Here is a 20,406-nt window from a genome sequence, read left to right on the forward strand (position 1 = left end):
TTGTTTTCACATAAAATATATAGACTGCGACGTAACTTGATGATGAGCTTATCTCCACTCCGGAAATACACTGCGCTCGTATGATATAGGTAACCTTATTTAAGGATCCCCACTTAAATAGTATGATGGGGGTAATCAGGTGGAGGGTGTCGCTAGCTGCGCTTGAAGTATAATCTTCGTCGGAAAGTTTGACACCTCCCCTTTATAGAATACTCGAATTAGCTGGATGGCACGTGTTGTCGAATATCTAACGAGCATGATTATCTATAAAGAAGTGGAGGATTCTCCTATCTGGTTAATTTTTCATACAGGCGGTGTTAGTGTGCATTATCTAGGTATTGATATTGGTAAAAAGGAGCACGAAGCTGGTCTTATTGACAATAATGGTAAACCTATCGGTAAAAGTCTACGCTTCGCTAACTCTAAACGTGGTAGTGAGAAACTATTAACGTTTATAAACAACCATCAACTTACCAAAGAAAATTGTGTTTTTGGGTTAGAAGCCACAGGGCATTACTGGCTTTCTATATTCACATACCTAAACAAACTTGGTTTTAAAGTAACAGCATTTAACCCCTTAAGATCGGACGCTTTACGGAACTTCTTCATTCGTAAGACGAAAACAGACGCACGAGATGCTTTTCTTATCGCACAGGTTATACGTATTGATATGCCTGATGCCACGCCTTTTTTAGAAGAGGATTTACTTCAATTAAAACAATTAGAAAGGCTACGTTACTCTCTCGTTGACCAAAGTTCAGATATTAAGCGCAAGATTATAGCTCTTTTGGATCAAGTCTTCCCAGAATATGAAGATATGTTTTCAGAAGTTTTTGGCACATCTTCTTCAGAATTGCTTAAGCATTATCCTATGCCTGAAGATATCCAGGCTATTGATACAGAAACATTGGCTAAGTTTCTAAATGATGCGAGTAAGAATTCATACGGAGAGCGTAGAGCCCATGAAAAAGCAACTAAAATTAAAGAATCTGCGGAAGATACCTTTGGTATCAACATGGCAACAGATGCCTTCAGGATGCAGATCCATCTGCTTCTAGAACAGATATCTTTATTAGACGAACAAATAGATGAGCTTGATAAAAAGCTGATGAAACTTGTAGATAACCAAAATACACATTTAACAACTATAAATGGTATTGGCTATCCAACCGCAGCCGTAATCTTAGGAGAAATAGGGTCCATAAAACGTTTCGAACGCCCTGAACAGTTAGTAGCGTTTGTTGGGTTAGACCCGGCTGTGAAACAATCTGGTAATTTTGAGGCTTCCTACGTGAAAATTTCCAAAAGAGGCTCCCCTTATTTACGACGAGCTATTTGGTATGCCGCCTTCTCTGCAAGCCAATGTGACCCGGCATTATCACAGCATTATAAAAGGCTAAAAAGTAGGGGGAAAAGCCACCAAGTCGCTGTAGGAGCTGTAGCACGAAAGTTAACACACATCATTTTTGCCATTTTACGAGATCAAAAGCCATATGAGCCTCATGTGAAATAAAATATTAACGAACTTATGTTCTCCACAACACCTTGAAAGAGAGGTGTATTTTGGCATGAGATTTTTTAAATAAGCATTATTATAAAAAAATGTCTTTCTCTCCTTGACAACTCATAGCTGGTCTTTCCGCGGGCTCGAGCTAAGCCAGGGTACAGCTTGCGATTGCTCCTGTGCTCCCTTGCACCGAGGAACCCTGCTTCGAAGCGAAACTGGCAGACGCAGGTGCATCTAGCGGGGGCTTAGCGTCTTCGCTTTCCCGCAGGAGTCTTCGTATATTTCCTCCGCTATGATTTGGCTTCTGAATCCTGAATCAAATTACTGATACTCGATTATTTTGCTGATTGATTGGAGCGCAGGGCAGTCGACTCCAGCGGGAAAAGCAACGGCTGAAGATCCCGCAGGAAGTGGGGTTCTTCCGAGAAAGCTGAGAGCGCCCGCCGCGGAAAGCGACTGCCCGGAGCGGAAATCGGCCGAAGCAGGTATCGGGTAATTAATAAAACAGCCAAAATTAAAAACGCAACGCTTCGTAATCGGTTTTACGAAACACTGCGTTATCACATATGTATGGAGCGGGTGAAGGGAATCGAACCCTCATCATCAGCTTGGAAGGCTGAGGTTTTACCACTAAACTACACCCGCATATTCATTGTACAATTTCAATTACACTTGCCTTGTCTCTATTCGTGAAGCTTGCTGATTACTGCACGGATAAAACAAATTGTGTTTTTTTGATTGCAAAATTTATTATAGCAATTTCATTGATACTAATCAACCCTATTTTCAACATTTTTTTACAAAAACTTTAAAGTATGATTACAAACCCACATTAGACAATTCTTTTAAAGCTTCATTTAGGCTATATTTATCTTTACCACTCATACCTTTTAATCCAAATACAGATAATAATCCTTATTGAATAAATCAAATTTTAAAACAATTAATCATTTACATTCACTTCATGGAGCTATAAACTAGAAATATGTTTTGATGAGAGGAGCCAATAGTATGTCTGTTTACCCGATAATACTGACACAATCGAAATTTACCCATCACGATAAACTGAAATACCCATTCGAAGAACGTGGTCTTCAATTCGGAGATGGAATCTACGAGGTGATCCGAATTTATCATGGAAATTACTACTTACTGGAAGAACACGTCAACCGCTTATTCCAATCTGCAGATGCAATAAAAATACAATTACCCTTCAATAAAGAGGAAATAACCGATTTATTATATGAACTGCTGAAAAAGAATGAAATGAACTCTGACGGCAAAGTCTATATGCAAATCACCCGCGGATCTGCTCCACGTGATCATGTATTCCCCGAATCCGTAATGCCCAACATATATGCATATGTCCAAGATCAGCCTCGAAACATGACGGGTATGGAAAACGGTGTACATGCAATTACGCATAGAGATATAAGATGGGAAAATTGCTATATTAAAAGCTTAAACCTCCTGCCAAATGTAATGGCCAAGCAAACTGCTAAGGAAAACGGCTGTTATGAAGCCATCCTCCATCGGGACGGAGTTGTAACAGAGTGCAGTTCGTCGAATGTATACATGGTAAAAGATGGGCAAATCTATACACATCCCACAACAAACAATATTTTGCACGGTTGTGTAAGAATGGCAGTTGAAAGATTCACAAAAGATTTATCAATCCCATTAATCGAAGAGGGATTCGCGGTAGAAGATATCCGTATAGCCGATGAAATCTTCCTATCCAGCAGCACTTCAGAAATCACACCGATCATAAAAGTGGATAATCAGCAAATCGCTGATGGAAAGCCTGGGAAAATCACTCGTCAATTGCAAGAAGCCTACGAACTCGATGCCAACATCAAGGAAAACAGAATCAAACACACTGTCTGACAAGAATAGATTATTCTTTCAGGATAACATTCAATGCCTCCGCATCCTTGTGCGGTGGCGTTTTGCTTGTTTAGCACTCATGAGATTTACCATACACAAGATTACATGAAGAAAATTGATGTGATCATTTTATTCTTTTCAAGCTAAAACTAAAATCCTTAACCAATCTGATACAATGGAGGCTTTTATGAAAAAAATTGCTATTATCGGCAGCGGCGGTTCAGGAAAATCCACTTTAGCCCGACAGCTGGGTGCTAGACTGCATATCCCCGTCCATCATCTGGATGCACTATTTTGGCAGCCTGGCTGGATACCGACAGAAAAGGAAAAATTCATTAATGAACAGCAAAAGATTTATCAAAGTGATTCATGGATCATCGATGGCAATTACAGCAGCACAATGGACCATAGATTAACTCAGGCAGATACCGTCATTTTTTTGCACTATAAAACAGTCCGCTGTCTCTATGGCATTACTAAAAGGCGCATCCAGTACAGGAAATCGACCCGGCCGGATATGGGGAAAGATTGCCCTGAAAAGCTTGACTGGGAGTTCTTCCAATGGGTCAAAAATTTCAATAAAACAAAGGCACCTGCATTGACCGAACGTTTATCCCAGCTGGAAAATACATCCGTATACATCTTTAAATCCCCAAAAGAGCTAAGACTCTTTTTGAATGAAATAGAATGAAAAATCTAAATTCCGGATTGATTCGAAACTCGAATTAGTTTAGACTGATATAAAAGTTCTGATTATTCAACGATATTAGGAGGCCATTTATGACGAATCTCAAACGACCTATCACCTCGGAGGATCTGAAAAACATCGAGGTATATAGTGACCCTCAATTTGTACCGAACGCGAATGCATATACATATGTTTCTACCACCATTAATGAAAAAAATGAATATCAGTCAAATTTGTATTTTCACAGATTGGAAGAGGAAGATGCAAAGCAATGGACTTTTGGAAATGACAATACGAGCTGTCTTCGGTTCTCTCCTGACGGTAAGAAAGCTGTCTTCCAATCTTCCCGAAGCGGAATCATGCAACTGTGGCTGATGGAAGCGAATGGCGGCGAAGCAAGACAGTTGACTACATTCAAAAATGGGGCATCACGTCCCGCATGGTCAAAGGATGGCAAGTCTATTCTGTTCAGCGCTTCCCTTGACCAAGATGATAATGTGCAAGATCAAAGAGAACTCTCAAAAGAAGAACGCCAAAGTGAACAGAAAGAAAAGGAAAGCCAACCTTTACATGTCAACAGGCTAAAGTATAAATCGGATGCAAAAGGCTTTCACGATCAGAAAAAAACGCAGATTATTTTATACAGCCTGGAAAATGACTCATTCACACAACTGACATCCGCAGATAGCGATCATGGTTTCCAGGATATTTCTCCAGACGGCAGCCATATTATTTTTACAGCAAATTTGAGTGATTCATCCGATTATGAACTAATCAGTGATCTTTATAAATTAAATCTAAAAACAAAAGAAGTAACGAAATTGACCAATGGCAAAAGCAGTTATTACAGTGCAGCCTTTTCTCCAAGCGGCAGCAAGATAGCCTGTTTCGGGCATGATTTTCAATATAGTGGAGCAACATTAAGTGAGTTATACATAATGGATACCGATTCCGGTCAAAGGACTTCTCTAAGCACAGATTGGGATATAGAACTTGGTGACGCAATGGCTGGGGATACAAGGCTTGGAGAGTCCGCTGCAGGTCCTGTCTGGTCGGAGGATGAGGAGCGAATTTTCTTTATAGCTACAGATTTTGGAGCTACTGGACTTTATCAGGCTACATTGGCAGGCGAATTGAACGTATTATATAAAAATGATAATCATGTTTTTGGTTTCTCCTATAACCATGCTAACGCTGAATTCATAATTGGAATCAGCACACCTGCCAATCCATGTAATTTTTATAAATTGGATCAAGATTTCAACCTATCGCGTTTAACAAATGCAAACGCTGAATTCATCGAAGAAGTGGCCATTGCTGAGCCTGAAGCATTGACGTTTTCTACCGAGGATGGACTGGAGATTCAGGGATGGCTGCTTCGTCCTTTTGACTTTGATGAGAATAAAAAATATCCATTAATACTGGAAGTCCACGGCGGCCCCCATGCCATGTATGGGCAGACATTTTTCCATGAAATGCAGCTTTTGTCTTCACAAGGATATGCCGTTCTTTATACAAATCCCCGCGGCAGCCATGGCTACGGCCAAAAATTTGTCAATGCTGTCCGCCAAAATTATGGCCAAGGGGATTATACCGATTTAATGCATGCAGTTGACTATGCCCTGGAAAATTTTAGCTTTCTCGATGAATCCCGCCTTGGCGTAACGGGCGGTAGCTATGGCGGCTTTATGACTAACTGGATTGTTGGACATACCAATCGATTTAAGGCAGCTGTTACGCAACGTTCCATTTCCAATTGGCTCAGCTTCTACGGAGTCAGCGATATCGGATTCTTCTTCACGAAATGGGAGCATGGCTTAAACTTATTGGATGATCCTTCCAGTCTCTGGGATATATCACCTTTGAAATACGCCAAAAATGTGGAAACACCACTGCTTATTCTGCATGGAGAACGTGATTTCCGCTGTCCAATCGAACAGGGGGAGCAACTGTTCATCACATTGAAGCACCTTCATAAGGAGGTCGAATTTGTCCGTTTTCCGGGAGCAACCCATGAACTGAGCAGAAGCGGTAAGCCGGAAATGAGAATTGCGCGGCTCGATCAAATCTGCCGTTGGTTTGAAAAATATCTATAGACGATTAAAACAGCTGACAAAGCCATATGTCAGCTGTTTTTTTAGAATTCTTTTTCTATAATTTTATAGAGCTCTTGCTTACATACTCTTGCAGGGAGACAACCTGTTCAATCACATAATTGTCATACAGCCACTCCATTACAGATTCAAGAGTCTCGAGACTAGTGAAATAAGGCACCTGATGGCGTACAGATAATTCACGTATATAAAAGCCATCCTTCTCCTTTTCACGACCTTGATTGGAAATATTAAGTACGATGTTCGGTGTATCCTCTTCCCAATGCTCATGTAATGTATTCTTATTCTTCCACATCGAGACTGCTTTGATTCCGCTCAGCTGCAAGTATTTTGCTGTTCCGGTTGTAGCTGTAATTCTGGCACCACGTTTTGCAAATTCACGAATCAGACATATACTCTCTTGCTTCATGCGATCGGAAATAGAGACGAACAATTGAGTTTGCCTAGATTTCACTCCCGATTTGATCATGATCGAAGAAGCCTTTTTCAGTGCCTCATTTTTATCGTATCCCATTCCAATTATCTCACCAGTTGACTTCATTTCAGGTCCTAGTACATGATCAACACCCTTTAGTTTACTTGCTGAAAATACAGGTGCCTTGACAGTATAATATGCTGGTTCCTCGAGTAAATTGAATTCACCTGTCAGCTCCTTCAACGGTGTCCCCAATTGTACTTTAACCGCCCACTCTATCATCGGTATGCCGGTTACCTTGCTCATAATTGGAACGGTTCTTGAAGAACGGGGATTGACCTCAAGTACGTGAACATGATTTCCATAAATTACAAACTGAATATTCATCATCCCGATTACCGGCAGATGACGGCTTATTTTATCGGCAATTTCTATTATACTAGCCTTTGTATTTTCACTGAGAGAAACAGGTGGGAAGATACCCATACTGTCTCCCGAGTGTACCCCTGCCTTTTCAATATGTTCAAAAATACCAGGGACAACGATTTGTTTCCCATCACTGATGACATCAATCTCACACTCCACACCCGGAAGATACTGATCAATCAACAACGGCCAGCAGCGATTATTCGTGTCCTCCTGTATCCGTGTCACATAACGCTTAAGCTCTGCTTCATTATGGCAGATGAACATCGACTGTCCGCCAATCACATAAGACGGCCGGATTAACACAGGAAATCCGAGTTCCCCCGTAATAGTTGGCAATTCCTCTAAATGATGAACAATCCGGCCATCAATGTGAGAGATATCCAACTGATTGAGAAATTCATAAAATTGTTCTCTATCTTCCATTTGATCGATATGTTCTGGTGAAGTTCCCAACACCCGAATCCCCTCATCCTTCAATCCATTTGCGAGATTGATTGCAGTCTGACCGCCAAATTGAATCAGGACACCGGCAATTTTTTCCTTCTCAATTACCGCCAGAACATCCTCTAACGCCAAGGGTTCAAAATAAAGCCGGTCAGCTATCGAATAGTCTGTGCTGACGGTTTCAGGGTTATTATTGATAACCACTGCCTCATAACCGCTTTTCTTAAGAGCCAAGGCTGCGTGAACAGAACAATAGTCAAACTCCACCCCTTGCCCTATCCGGATTGGACCTGAGCCAAGAACAAGCACCTTTTTGGCATTTTCAGTTGGAACTGCTTCATCGATTCCATGCCATGTAGAATAATAGTAAGGTGTGATTGCGTCAAATTCTCCTGCACAAGTATCGACTAATTTATATGATGGCAGTATGGCATGTTTTTTATAGTATTCTCTTAAAGATTTCGTTGTTGTGCCAAGCCGTTCGCTTAGACAGACATCACTAATATTGAATCGTTTTGCTTCTTTTATCAATTCAATTGGCATCTCCGGCCAGCTAAAGTCTTCTAATTTCTTTTCACATGCCGTGATTCTTTCTATTTTCCTTATAAACCAATAGTCTATTTTCGTTATATCCATAACCGATTTTATTTCCGCTCCGCGTCTAAGTGCTTCCGCTATCGCAAACAAACGTAAGTCATTCGGAATTTCCAACAGTTCTTCTAATTCCTCTTTCTTCTTCGATATCATTCCCGGCCATCTGAGACTGTAAATATTCATTTCCAGTGACCGAATTGCTTTATTGAGCGCCCCTTCAAAGGTTCTATCAATTGCCATGACCTCACCAGTTGCTTTCATTTGCGTACCGAGTGAGCGATCAGCCTCCGTGAATTTATCAAATGGAAAACGCGGCAGTTTGACAACGATATAGTCCAATGCAGGCTCAAATGATGCATATGTATTTCCCGTAATCGGGTTTAATATTTCATCGAGTGCATACCCTACTGCACATTTCGCAGCAATCCGGGCGATTGGATATCCTGTGGCCTTAGAAGCAAGCGCCGAGGATCTGCTCACTCTTGGATTCACTTCGATGATGCAATACTCATCAGATTCAGGATTGAGAGCAAATTGGATATTGCATCCGCCAACCACATCAAGTGCGCGTATCACCTTCAATGAAGCCGTGCGAAGTAATTGATACTGGGTATCAGACAATGTCTGGGATGGTGCGACAACGATAGAATCACCGGTATGGACACCGACCGGATCCATATTTTCCATATTACACACGATAATACAAGTATCATTTGCATCGCGCATAACCTCGTACTCAATTTCTTTCCATCCTTTAATACTTCTCTCTACCAGGACTTGATTGATTGGACTTAGCATAAGCCCCTTATTAAGTAGGTTCTTAAACTCTTCCTCATTATGCGCAAATCCTCCACCTTCACCACCTAATGTATATGCAGGGCGAAGGATAACCGGAAAACCGATTTCTTGGATAAAATCAAATCCTGCTGCAACAGATTGAATAATCTTGGAATCCGATATCGGTTCATCAATATCGATCATTAACTGCCGAAATAATTCCCGGTCCTCTCCCTTTTGAATAGAAGGTACCGACGTCCCCAGCAATTTAACGTGATATTTCTCCAAAATTCCCTTTTCATGAAGTTCCACTGTAAGATTCAGCCCTGTCTGACCTCCAAGGCTTCCAATCAATCCATCCGGGAGCTCTTTCGCAATAATCTTTTCCAATGACTCCGTATCTAGAGGCTCCATGTAGACATGGTCTGCAATCTGGGCGTCCGTCATAATGGTCGCCGGATTATTATTGACCAATACTACTTCAATTCCTTCTTCTTTCAATGCCAGACATGCTTGTGTACCTGCATAATCAAACTCTGCAGCCTGGCCGATAACAATCGGTCCGGAACCGATAACCAATACCTTTTTAATGGAATTATGCTTTGACATATACTGGTGATCCCTCCTGAGATGCAGTAAATACTTGCTGAATAAATTCGTTAAAGATATATGCTGTATCACTAGGACCTGGATGTGCTTCCGGATGAAATTGCACCGATTGTACAGGCTTGCTTACATGCCTCATTCCTTCAAGTGAGCGATCATTGACATTTCGGAATAAGACCTGGAAATCACGGGAGTCCATACTATTCTCTTCGACGACATAGCCATGGTTCTGTGATGTCATGCGTACCTTTCCCGTAAGTACATCTTTTACCGGATGATTCCCGCCACGATGCCCAAAAGGCATTTTTGTCGTTTTGCCGCCATATGCCAAGGCAATCAGCTGATGACCAAGGCAAATACCGAGTGTAGGATATGTTTCCGTCAACACTTTGATAATTGGAAAATACGGCTTTAATTCCATCGGATCCCCTGGACCATTGCTCAGCAATATTCCGTGCGGATGCAAGGATTTAATAGTTTCCAATGACGTGTAATAGGGGACAACCGTCACTTTGCAGTGCTGTTTAAGCAATGCCTGCAGGATGGATTTTTTGTAGCCGAAGTCCATGAGTACAACATGGTAGTCGCCATCACCGAAGGATTCGGGGGACTTGACGGATACACTGTCAACAAGCTCCATGTCCCTTCTCTTTGCCCACTCTGAAGAAATCTGCTCCTTTCCCTTCTCGGTAACCAATTTCCCTTCCACTGTTTTATGCTTGCGGATGGCGGCTACCAATGAACGGGTATCCACATTCTTCAATCCGGGGACACCGGCTAGCTTTAATCTTTCAGAAAAGGAAGTCGCTGCCTGATAATGACTATGCTCATCACAAATATCACTTGCAATTACGGCGGAAACGGATAATCCTTGGCTTTCATCATCTTCTTCATTAACGCCATAATTGCCGATTATCGGATAGCAAAACGTTAATAGCTGACCTGCATAGGAAGGGTCTGTCATCATTTCCTGATAGCCGGTCATGCTTGTATTGAATACGACCTCTCCGCCTATCTCCTTTTCCGCACCGATCCATTCACCCTCGAATTCTTCTCCTGATTGAAGGATTAGGTATCCTTTACTCATAATGCTACACTCTCCACTTCTGTAATGACTTCTTCAAATAGCTGTATAAACAGCTCAAGTTCCTGTTTCGTAGTCGTTAGTGGAGGGAGAATCCGTAATACATTCGCTCCTGCTGACAGAACAAGGACGCCCTTTTTCCGGAATGCTTCTATCACTGCCGATGCTCCTATGTTCAGCTCAATCCCAATGAGCATACCAAGTCCTCGTATTTCTTTAACCATTTCCTCTTCTCTGATCAAAGTATGAAGCTGATCGATCAGCCATAGACTGCTGGAATGAACCTGCTGCAGGATGCCATCTCTCAATAAAACCTCCATGGTGGCTATTCCAGCACTTGCTGCCAGCGGATTCCCGCCAAATGTGCTGCCATGCGTTCCCGGCTGAAAGCTTGCTGCGGGATGGGTCTTCGCAAGCATTGCTCCGATTGGAAATCCAGAACCAAGACCTTTAGCCAGCGTCATCACATCCGGTTCAATCCCGAACTGCTCATAGGCAAATAACGTTCCTGTTCTGCCCATACCTGTCTGAACCTCATCCACCATGAATAAAATATCTTCCTTCTTACATATATTATAAAGTGTCTCAATCCATTCCTGTTCTGCTTTATTTACTCCGCCTTCTCCTTGAATAAGCTCAAGTAATACTGCTGCTGTCTTCCCGTTATGCACCTGGTCCAAAAAGGACATTTCGTTATACGGCAGGTAACGGAAACCAGGAGTCAGCGGGGTGAAGCCTTTATGAATCTTTTCCTGTGCTGTCGCTGCCATGGTAGTTCCCGTCCGACCATGGAAGGACTGCTGAAAGGTTATGATTTCGCTTCGCTCCGGATTCCCCTGATCTTTTGCATATTTTTTGGCCAGTTTGATTGCTGCTTCATTGCCTTCAGCACCACTATTGCAGAAAAATACCTGGTCAAAACAACTGTGCTCCACTAATAAGGCTGCTAGTTCATTTTGGGCAGGTATCTCATAGAGATTGGAACAGTGCCAAAGCTGATCAAGCTGATTTCTTAGCTTCTGACGGACATGTTCTGGTACATGCCCAAGATTGCAAGTAGCTATTCCAGAAGTATAATCGAGAAATTTTCTGCCTGCATCATCCCACACATAGCTCCCCTTCCCTTTTACTAGCGTGATTGGGAATCGTTGATACGTACTCATTACGGGGCTCACGGATTGATTGATTAATGTCTCAGACATGTTGTACCTCCTTTGTTTGGATAACTTTTGTTCCTGCCTGTTTGCCTTCCAGAAATTTTCTCAGATCCTCTGGTGCTAAGCCATTTAAAATGACCGATTCCTTAACACCGCCAGACAATCCATTAAGTGCGGATCGGACTTTCGGAATCATCCCACCATGAATAATACCGGATGCAATTTTTGCTTCTATTTCTTCCTTTGTCAGTTTTTCATGAACAATCTCTTTTCCTGCAATAGTTTCCATTACACCGGGTATATCACTTACTAATGCAAGCTTTCCTTTTAGAGACTGGGCAACTGCTGCTGCCGCCATATCACCATTAATGTTATAGCGCTGACCATTTGAATCAATGCCGATAGGAGAAATCACCGGTATCCCCCCGTTTTCCATTATCAGCCTCAGCCATGAAGTATTTACCTCCTCCACTTGTCCCGCGAAGCCGAGAATTCCGTTCGGATCTACAGCCTTAGTCTGCAGCAGGTTACAATCTACGCCACTCATTCCGATAGCCGTTCCGCCTTCTCCCTGCAGCCTGCTGACAATCCTTTTATTGATGGAGCCACTCATTACCATTTCTGCAACATCCAATACTTCCTCTGTCGTCACACGTAAACCATCTATAAATTCACTTTTCACATTTAATTGCTGTAGGGCTTTGTTTATTTCCGGCCCCCCGCCATGCACAATTACTGGCTGACACAAATTCATTTTCTTTATATTTACGACCATTCGATAAAAGGAATCCGGAAGCCTTGCTAAAATACTGCCGCCAATTTTCAACACAATGCTATTCATTTCTGCACCTCACGTCCGGTAGGAAGCATTTATTTTGATATAATCATACGTTAAATCACAGCCCCAGGCCGTTGCTTCATCGGAACCATTCTGTAAATCAATCAGCAGTTTAACGGTATGGTTCTCCAGATAACGTTTTCCTTCTGCTTCATCAAAATCCAGAGGCTGGCCATTTTTTACAACCTCTATATCGCCAAGTGAGATACAAACACTTTCCGGGTCCAGCGGCTGCTTGCTATACCCAATGGCACAAATAATTCTTCCCCAGTTCGGGTCGGCACCGTAAATTGCCGTTTTTACCAGATTGGAAGAAATGACAGCCTTTGCTACCTGAGCTGCAACGATCTCCGTGGGTGCACCTTTAACATGAACTTCAATCAGCTTGGTTGCCCCTTCACCGTCCCTGGCTATCATCTTGGCCAGTTCCTGACTAACGAATTGAAGTGCTTCTTTAAATAGATGCCAGTCTGAATGTGATTCATTCAATAATGCGTTATTTTGCTGACCATTGGCCATGACAAGCACCATATCATTTGTACTGCAGTCTCCATCAACTGTAATCATATTGAAGGATTTATCTGTAACATCACGAAGGGCAAGCTGCAGACTTTTCGCTTCGACTTTTGCATCTGTTGTAATAAATGAAAGCATTGTTGCCATATTCGGATGAATCATCCCTGAACCTTTTGCCGCTCCGCCAATGGTAATTGTTTGATTATCGATTTCCAGCTGTACCGCGATATGTTTAGTAGCCGTATCAGTCGTTAAAATCGCATGTTCAAAGTCCACTGCTGACGCTTTCTGATTATCTATAGAATTAATACCATATAGAATCTTTTCCATAGGTAATGGCACCCCTATTACACCAGTCGAGACGACAGCCACATGACTCTGATCCACCCCTATTTTATCTGCTGTCATTTTCTGCATGGTCAAAGCATCCAAATATCCTTGCTCTCCTGTACAAGAGTTAGCATTTGCAGAATTGACCACAATTGTTTGCAGCAGATTATCTTTTTCAATACTCTCCTTAGTAACCTTCACTGGTGCAGCCTGAAACGTATTCAATGTGTATACTCCGGCAGCTGCTGCGGGAGTTTCAGAATGGATCCATCCAAAATCGAGCTTTGTCTTTCTGAGCCCGCAATGTATGCCGCCTGCCGTAAAGCCCTTTGGACTTGTTACGTGTCCTTTCTTCAAAATGTGGATTTTGTTATCTGTCATTACCGGCATTGTATTCCCACCCCTATGGATAAATTGGTATTGACTGTAAACCGAGTGTTTCTTCCCATCCATTCATTAAATTTACATTTTGTATCGCCTGACCTGCAGCCCCTTTAACCAGATTATCAATCGCAGAAATGATGATGACTCGATTGGTTCTTTGATCGATATGAATGCCGATATCACAGAAATTACTTGCATAGACATTTTTTGTGGTCGGGAAAGTTCCTTCCTTATGAATTCGTACAAAGGGATGATTCTCATAATAGGCACGATAAAGCTGAATCAATTCTTCTTCAGTTGTTGCTTTTGTCAGTTGTCCATACATCGTACAGATGAGTCCTCTGGTCATTGGTATAAGATGGGGCGTAAATGCCACTTTCACCGGAGACTCTGCTTTCTCTGTTAAGTATTGCTCTATTTCCGGAATATGCTGATGCTTACCGATTTTATAGGCAGTTATATTTTCATTTGTCCCTGAATAGTGCGTGTTCTCTGTGAGAGTTCTTCCTGCTCCAGACACACCCGTTTTTCCGTCAATAATAATTCCTTTCCCTGCTATTATCTTGTGTTCCAATGCAGGAATCAGTCCTAGTAAGGCCGAAGTCGGAAAACATCCTGGGTTTGAGATGATATTAGCCCGCCTGATTTGTTCCGGGTAAATCTCCGATAAGCCATAGACTGCTTTGTCGATTAATTCCTGTGGCGCCGGTTCCTTTTGATACCAGAACTCATAGTCGGATATAGAAGACAGCCGCAAGTCCCCCGAAAGATCGACACATTGTATATTGGAATCAATCAATTGAGGAATGATATCTTTCGCTATTCCTGCTGGAGTAGCCAGAAAAAGGACATCCACTTCTTCTTTTAATCTTTCAATCTGTAACGCTTGCATTGGTTCCTCAATAAAATCGGTTAGGTGCGGATAAATAGAAGCAATTTGTTCCCCATACTGCGAATGAGACAGTATCTTTTTGACTTGCAGCTTTTCATGCATTTGCAGAAGCCGTATCAGTTCAATTGCACCATACCCCGTTCCCCCGATAATACCTACCTTCTTCAATGGATTCCGCCCTTTCATAAGTTTCGAATTATTCATTATTATAGTGATACACGTTCATTTATGCAAGTATATTTATTAAAAAATATTTATAAATATACATTAATGACAAGAAAATAACTCCATTTAATTATAAAACACGTATAAATAATGCATAAAAAATGATGCTTTTAGTGAACTGTTTTTTCCAAATAAAAAAGATAGTTCGCCAGCATTGCAGCGAACTATCTCATAAATGATATATTTTAAAGAAGGCACGTTTCCTTTTGGTTCTATTTGAATTAATCGATATATTTGTCCAGGAATGCATTTAGATTTTTAATATATTTTGCTTTATCTTTAACGAAAGATTCCCCATGATTGGCACCTTCGAATATCACAAGCTCAGCATCACTTTTCGTATTTTCATATAGTTCCTTTGCCATCGAAGTAGGTACGAATGTATCACCGTCTCCATGTATATAGAGAATTGGAATATCCGTTTTGCTTACCTGGTCCATTGCAGAGGCTTCTTTCAGCGTATATCCTGCCCTGAAATTCGTTACCATACCCGTAGTTGGAAGAATAGGAACAGCCGGAAGATGGAACATTCGATCAAGCTGATAGGAGAACAGTTCATAAACCCCTGAATATGGACTATCGGCTACAATTGCCTTCACATTTTCAGGCAGTTCTTCACCACTGGCCATCAGAACAGTTGCTGCCCCCATCGATACGCCGTGCAGTATAATTTCCGCATCCGGATTCTGTTTCACGATTCGTTCTATCCAGTCCACATAATCCAATCGGTCATGCCATCCAAATCCAATATAATCGCCTTCACTTTGTCCATGACCGCGAAGATCGGCAGTAAACATGTTATATCCTAGCTCTTCATAATAATATTGACCAAACAAGGACATATCATTGGCACGTCCCAAATATCCATGGGCGAAGACTACTACTTTATTTGTAGGTTCTTCAGCCTCAAGATAATCCCCTTTTAAGTTCAACCCATCGAAGGACTCCATTTCCCATAACTCGAAATCCTGTGCTGCCGACCAGTCTCGCCAATCTCCTTCAAGCAATTCATCCATTGTTTCAGCTGAAACCTCCAGATCAGCATTGCCGGTCAAGAAATCTTTAACATTTCGTTCGATTGCCAGGTTGTAAAAGTAAAAACCTGCAATTACATCTATAATCAAGAGAACCCCGATCAGTCCCGCTGTGATTTTTTTCCATTTATTTTTTCTTTTCACATCGATGCCCCTTCCACCTCTTTACATGTGTAATAGTACTCTATCATACTATTATACTAGAAATTGGCTTTTATATGGCATCCATGTTATGGAATTTTACTAAGCAAGCGGGCAGACTATTTTGGAAGCCCATTCATCGAAACGAAACCAGTTAAACAGCCTCGGCCGATTTCCGCTCCGGGCAGTCGCTTTCCGCGGCGGGCGCTCTCAGCTTCCTCGGAAGAAACCCACTTCCTGCGGGATCTTCACCTGTTGCTTTTCCCACTGGAGTCGACTTCCCTGCGCTCCAATCAATCAGCTTAACAATTGAATATCAGTAAATCGATTCAGACAAACAAATCATAGCGGAGGAAATACACGGAGACTCCTGCGGGAAATTGAAGTGTACTTCCGGAGTGGGATAAAGCTATTCATCAAATCACATCGAATATCAGTAATTTGATTTCAGAAAGCCAATTCAAGCGGAGGAAATTCACGAAGACTCCTGCGGGAAAGCGAAGACGATGAGACCCCACAGGGAGCGTTCTTTGCGAGTGAGGAGGCTCATCGCGAGCCCGCGGAAAGCGCAGTGTATTTCCGGAGTGATGAATACCACACCATAATTTCTTTAAATAATTTACAGAGCAGCATAGTAATGAGGAAATTCACTTTGTCTTTTTTGGCACTTTGGTCTGCCAGTAACGCTTCGAAGCAGGCTTCCTCGGTGCAAGGGAACAAGGAAGCAATCGCAAGTAGTAACCTGGCTTAGCGCGAGCCCGTGGAAAATGCAGTGAATTTTCACAGCACGAATAAGCACCAAGCATCACTTCTACTCCCGAAAAGGACCATTTAACAATCATACCCATTATCCCTTACAAATACTGTAGAATTTTACTCCATTCCTCCACTTTCCCCTCAAATGTTTTCGTATATCTGCCAGGAATCGGACTCGTGGAGGGCAGTTTTGCCACTTCCGCCTTGGCAAGTTGATCTAATGGGAAATTTTTCTTGAATGTCTGATAAGATTTCGTACCATTACAGGCGATTAGCTGAATCGATGGGTATGCTTGAAGTAATCCCATTATGTCGTTTGGTTCTTCCTCTTTTATGCTTGCATCAAGGCTTCCTTTGCGATAACACGAACCAATTGAATCCCAAAGGGCTATTCCTTGCCTTTTTATAAACTTGATTTTCTCATCATAATCCTCTATTGGATCTTCCTGAAATAATTCAAATAGTATCATCCAAAAATGATTTCTCGGATTTCCATAATATTCATTTTTGGCAAGTGACATTCCGCCAGGCATTGAGCCAAGAATAAGCACCTTTGGCACATCAGGCAAAACCGGTGGAAATGACTTTAATTTTTCATCCAAGACAATTCCTCCTTCAACACATCTTAAGCAATTCCTAGTAATCGTCTTTATATTTCTACTTCCTTTATTATTCTGGCTGGATTTCCGCCTACTACCGTGTTTTGCGGAACGTCCTTTGTCACGACAGCACCCGAAGCAATCACTGCATTACTCCCGATTGTTACTCCCGGATTAATGATGGCTCCCCCGCCAATCCAGACATTGTCACCGATTAAGACTGGTTTTCCATATTCAATACCAGCGTTCCTCTTCTCTGGATTCAATGGATGGGTAGCCGTGTAAATATGGACGCCTGGTGCCATGAAGCAGTTATCTCCGATCTTCACTTGACATACATCCAAAATCACACAATTAAAATTGGCATAGAAATTCTCACCGACATGACAATTGTATCCATAATCACAACGAAAGCTAGGTTCGATGTACAGCTCTTCACCAGTCGAACCAAACAGGTCCTTGAGCATTTTCTTGCGTATACCTGTCTCTTCCTCTGTCGTCAGGTTAAATAACCTCGTTGCTTTCCTTGCTTGTAATCGGTCTGCTACCAATTCAGGATCGGCAGGATTATAAATCTCACCGTCTATCATTTTTTGTTTTTCTGACTTCATCATCATTGCCTCATTTCTATCCATTTTCCACATCACTTATGATACATGATATTTCCGATAGGCATACTATAAAAAAACTGCTACTTAGCAGTTATGTCAATCACCTCATCGTTAAGTATACCCTGCTCCACATATGCAATAATCTTACGAGATTCCGTCTCCACTCGTTTCCGCCCATAGGAGGTTTGAAACCAATTGTCTTCCCTAGTATACATATCATTAACAGCACATAAAGAATATTCTATCCATGGCGGCATATATGTCTTTAAAGATAGGTGCATTCTTCGCATATGTATATTGGTTGTTACGACAATTATCCTTTCTATATTGTGCAGACCCAGCCCACGATCGAGCACAAGCAAGGAAGCGAGAACATTTTCCTTTGTATGCAGAGAAACATCCTCTACAAATATAGCCTTATCGGGCACACCCTGTTCGATTGCTTTTTCACGAAGCAGCTCCGCTTCGCACATATTCGCACCATCCCAGACGACTCCACCTGAAAACAATAGTTTCTTTGCCCTCCCGGCATGGTATAGCTGTATTGCTTTCGGCAAGCGATATATGACGGCCTTGCTGCTTCCAGGAACGAAAATGCAATCCCCCATCTTGTGATCATCTTCCGTACTCCCATACAGTAGTTCTGTCATCTGCAGATCTGTTAGCTTATCGGGCTGCAACTCTGAAATTTTCATCGGTTCCCCCCGTTTTAGTGAACTTGAGCGAAATACTTCTCTCCATTAGTAAAAAGGACACTTTGAATGTGAATAACAATCCATAGAGTTTATTTTACATAAATCATTTTTCCTTTTATTCACTCACTTCTTTCATCTGCTCTTTCTTTTTTTATATTCTTTACTTTATCGATGAGAAGATTTATATACTGTGGTGTCTTCTTTAGGTAAGTCCATGCGTCTAAAAAGATAAACCACCAAGCAATCAGATATAGATGTGCCATAACTATAAATACTGCCAAGTAGCTGCCTGTGCGGAACTCGGCAATGATGTATTGAAATTCATTCAAGCCCTCTGTCCTGCTGACGCCGTACACAAAAGAAACAAGCGGAACCAGCAGTGAAAATATAATGGTAATGGCTGCCAGCGGACTGTACACTTGACGTACCCAATTTATGATTCCGCTGCTGAGTGTAAGTAAAATATAAATACAGTAAATAATCCAGAACCAATTTGGTAAAGTTTCCAATGTCTATTCCTCCAATTATTTCTTCACAATTATTAATTCGGCAAAAAGATGAATCATCCTGCATGAGGGCGCTATATTTCTTAACGGTCTATACAAACACGTGGAATTTCATTATATTTTCATCATATTATAAGATTTTCTGTTATGATAGTCTATAAGTTTATTAACTATTGAAAAATTTCGGGGTGAGTTCATGAAAGCAATACTCATTGGCATATTGGGAGCCTTGTTTTTTTCCGTAACCTTCGTGTTAAACAGATCAATGGAATTAGATGGTGGAAGCTGGGTATGGAGTGCATCGTTAAGATACATATTTATGCTGCCGATTCTGTTTATAATACTTGGCACTAAAAACATCAAACCTGTTATGGAGCAATTGAAGGCTCAGCCGTCACAATGGATTGTATGGAGTACTGTCGGGTTTGGTTTATTTTATGCTCCACTCACATTCGCAACCATTTATGGACCCGGATGGCTTGTAGCTGCCACGTTCCAGCTTACGATTATAGCAGGGTCTTTGCTTGTACCGTTTTTGAATAAAAAACAGAAACAGCATATTCCCTTGCAAAGTATGCTTATCTCTCTGATTATCCTCGCTGGTGTAATGATGATGCAGCTGGAGCATGCTACAACAGTTCCTGCCATTACTGTTATTCTATGCGTTGTTCCCATTATCATTTCCGCATTTGCCTATCCACTCGGTAATCGCAAAATGATGATGCATGTAAGAGGAGAATTGAATACTGTTCAGCGAATACTTGGTATGACGCTAGCTTCTATGCCCTTTTGGGTTCTGCTTTCCATATATGGTCTAGCAACATTTGGATTACCGAGTTTAAATCAAATCATCCAAACATTCATTGTTGCTGTTTCTTCTGGAATTATCGCTACATTCTTATTTTTTTATGCTACTGAAATGGTGCATAACGATAATCAGAAATTAGCCGGTGTCGAGGCGACACAATCTGGTGAAGTAGTATTTGCATTAGCCGGGGAAATCTTAATCCTTAGTGCTCCATTGCCAAGTACTGTATCTTTTTTGGGAATGGGACTCGTTATCTTTGGAATGATCCTGCATAGTATTGTTTCTGCTTTAGGGAACCGTAAAAAAATCGCTATCTATCAAAAGATCAAACAGAAAAACGGATAGCTTGACTGTAATTCATTAATGAGG

Annotated in this window: 16 protein-coding genes and 1 tRNA gene; 5 read left to right on the forward strand and 12 right to left on the reverse strand. The window is 41.6% G+C overall.

Features of this window, described 5'->3' with window-relative positions; all coding sequences use genetic code 11:
* Positions 1–322: 322 nt before the first annotated feature.
* Complete coding sequence (locus OMHG_RS08905; RefSeq protein WP_010650215.1) at positions 323–1,513, forward strand: IS110 family RNA-guided transposase; 1,191 nt, start codon at positions 323–325, stop codon at positions 1,511–1,513.
* A gap of 565 nt (positions 1,514–2,078) precedes the next feature.
* On the opposite strand, the gene OMHG_RS08915 is transcribed toward OMHG_RS08905, so the two are convergent.
* Positions 2,079–2,152, reverse strand: a tRNA-Gly gene (locus OMHG_RS08915).
* A 366-nt stretch (positions 2,153–2,518) separates the two neighbouring features.
* On the opposite strand from OMHG_RS08915, the gene dat reads away from it, so the two are divergent.
* The 3 genes from dat (at position 2,519) to OMHG_RS08930 (ending at position 6,178) form a co-directional block, all read left to right on the forward strand.
* On the forward strand, positions 2,519–3,394 hold the full coding sequence (dat, locus tag OMHG_RS08920; RefSeq protein WP_010650217.1) for a D-amino-acid transaminase: 876 nt from the start codon (positions 2,519–2,521) through the stop codon (positions 3,392–3,394).
* 187 nt (positions 3,395–3,581) lie between these two features.
* The gene (locus OMHG_RS08925) at positions 3,582–4,085 is read left to right on the forward strand and encodes a DNA topology modulation protein (protein ID WP_010650219.1); all 504 of its coding nucleotides are present in this window, start codon (positions 3,582–3,584) and stop codon (positions 4,083–4,085) included.
* An 89-nt stretch (positions 4,086–4,174) separates the two neighbouring features.
* Positions 4,175–6,178: a S9 family peptidase gene (locus OMHG_RS08930; RefSeq protein ID WP_010650222.1), complete on the forward strand. Its 2,004-nt coding sequence runs from the start codon at positions 4,175–4,177 to the stop codon at positions 6,176–6,178.
* 55 nt (positions 6,179–6,233) lie between these two features.
* Here the strand turns inward: OMHG_RS08930 and carB are convergent, their stop codons facing one another.
* The 11 genes from carB to OMHG_RS08985 form a co-directional block, all read right to left on the reverse strand.
* Positions 6,234–9,464: a carbamoyl-phosphate synthase (glutamine-hydrolyzing) large subunit gene (gene carB, locus OMHG_RS08935; protein WP_010650224.1), complete on the reverse strand. Its 3,231-nt coding sequence runs from the start codon at positions 9,462–9,464 to the stop codon at positions 6,234–6,236.
* Positions 9,451–10,548, reverse strand: coding sequence for a carbamoyl phosphate synthase small subunit (locus OMHG_RS08940; RefSeq protein WP_010650226.1), 1,098 nt, complete (start codon positions 10,546–10,548; stop codon positions 9,451–9,453). Before OMHG_RS08940 ends, carB begins: the two co-directional genes overlap by 14 nt.
* Positions 10,545–11,747: an acetylornithine transaminase gene (locus OMHG_RS08945; RefSeq protein WP_010650228.1), complete on the reverse strand. Its 1,203-nt coding sequence runs from the start codon at positions 11,745–11,747 to the stop codon at positions 10,545–10,547. Before OMHG_RS08945 ends, OMHG_RS08940 begins: the two co-directional genes overlap by 4 nt.
* On the reverse strand, positions 11,740–12,543 hold the full coding sequence (gene argB, locus OMHG_RS08950) for an acetylglutamate kinase (RefSeq protein WP_010650230.1): 804 nt from the start codon (positions 12,541–12,543) through the stop codon (positions 11,740–11,742). Before argB ends, OMHG_RS08945 begins: the two co-directional genes overlap by 8 nt.
* Positions 12,544–12,552: 9 nt before the next feature.
* Positions 12,553–13,776: a bifunctional ornithine acetyltransferase/N-acetylglutamate synthase gene (gene argJ / locus OMHG_RS08955; protein ID WP_010650232.1), complete on the reverse strand. Its 1,224-nt coding sequence runs from the start codon at positions 13,774–13,776 to the stop codon at positions 12,553–12,555.
* A 13-nt stretch (positions 13,777–13,789) separates the two neighbouring features.
* A complete protein-coding gene (gene argC / locus OMHG_RS08960; RefSeq protein ID WP_010650234.1) occupies positions 13,790–14,830 on the reverse strand; it encodes an N-acetyl-gamma-glutamyl-phosphate reductase in 1,041 nt (346 codons plus the stop codon).
* A 278-nt stretch (positions 14,831–15,108) separates the two neighbouring features.
* Positions 15,109–16,065 (reverse strand): alpha/beta hydrolase, encoded by a 957-nt coding sequence (locus tag OMHG_RS08965; RefSeq protein ID WP_010650236.1) that lies wholly within the window; start codon positions 16,063–16,065, stop codon positions 15,109–15,111.
* 851 nt (positions 16,066–16,916) lie between these two features.
* Positions 16,917–17,420: a DNA-deoxyinosine glycosylase gene (locus OMHG_RS08970; RefSeq protein WP_010650239.1), complete on the reverse strand. Its 504-nt coding sequence runs from the start codon at positions 17,418–17,420 to the stop codon at positions 16,917–16,919.
* Positions 17,421–17,467: 47 nt separating this feature from the next.
* Positions 17,468–18,028: a maltose acetyltransferase domain-containing protein gene (locus tag OMHG_RS08975; RefSeq protein WP_010650240.1), complete on the reverse strand. Its 561-nt coding sequence runs from the start codon at positions 18,026–18,028 to the stop codon at positions 17,468–17,470.
* 80 nt (positions 18,029–18,108) lie between these two features.
* Complete coding sequence (locus tag OMHG_RS08980) at positions 18,109–18,723, reverse strand: YdcF family protein (protein WP_010650241.1); 615 nt, start codon at positions 18,721–18,723, stop codon at positions 18,109–18,111.
* A 119-nt stretch (positions 18,724–18,842) separates the two neighbouring features.
* Positions 18,843–19,232: a hypothetical protein gene (locus tag OMHG_RS08985; RefSeq protein ID WP_010650242.1), complete on the reverse strand. Its 390-nt coding sequence runs from the start codon at positions 19,230–19,232 to the stop codon at positions 18,843–18,845.
* Positions 19,233–19,425: 193 nt separating this feature from the next.
* On the opposite strand from OMHG_RS08985, the gene OMHG_RS08990 reads away from it, so the two are divergent.
* On the forward strand, positions 19,426–20,382 hold the full coding sequence (locus tag OMHG_RS08990) for a DMT family transporter (protein ID WP_010650243.1): 957 nt from the start codon (positions 19,426–19,428) through the stop codon (positions 20,380–20,382).
* The last annotated feature ends 24 nt before the right edge of the window (positions 20,383–20,406 follow it).

The sequence above is a fragment of the Oceanobacillus massiliensis str. N'diop genome (genome assembly GCF_000285495.1).
GTDB lineage: Bacteria > Bacillota > Bacilli > Bacillales > Amphibacillaceae > Oceanobacillus > Oceanobacillus massiliensis.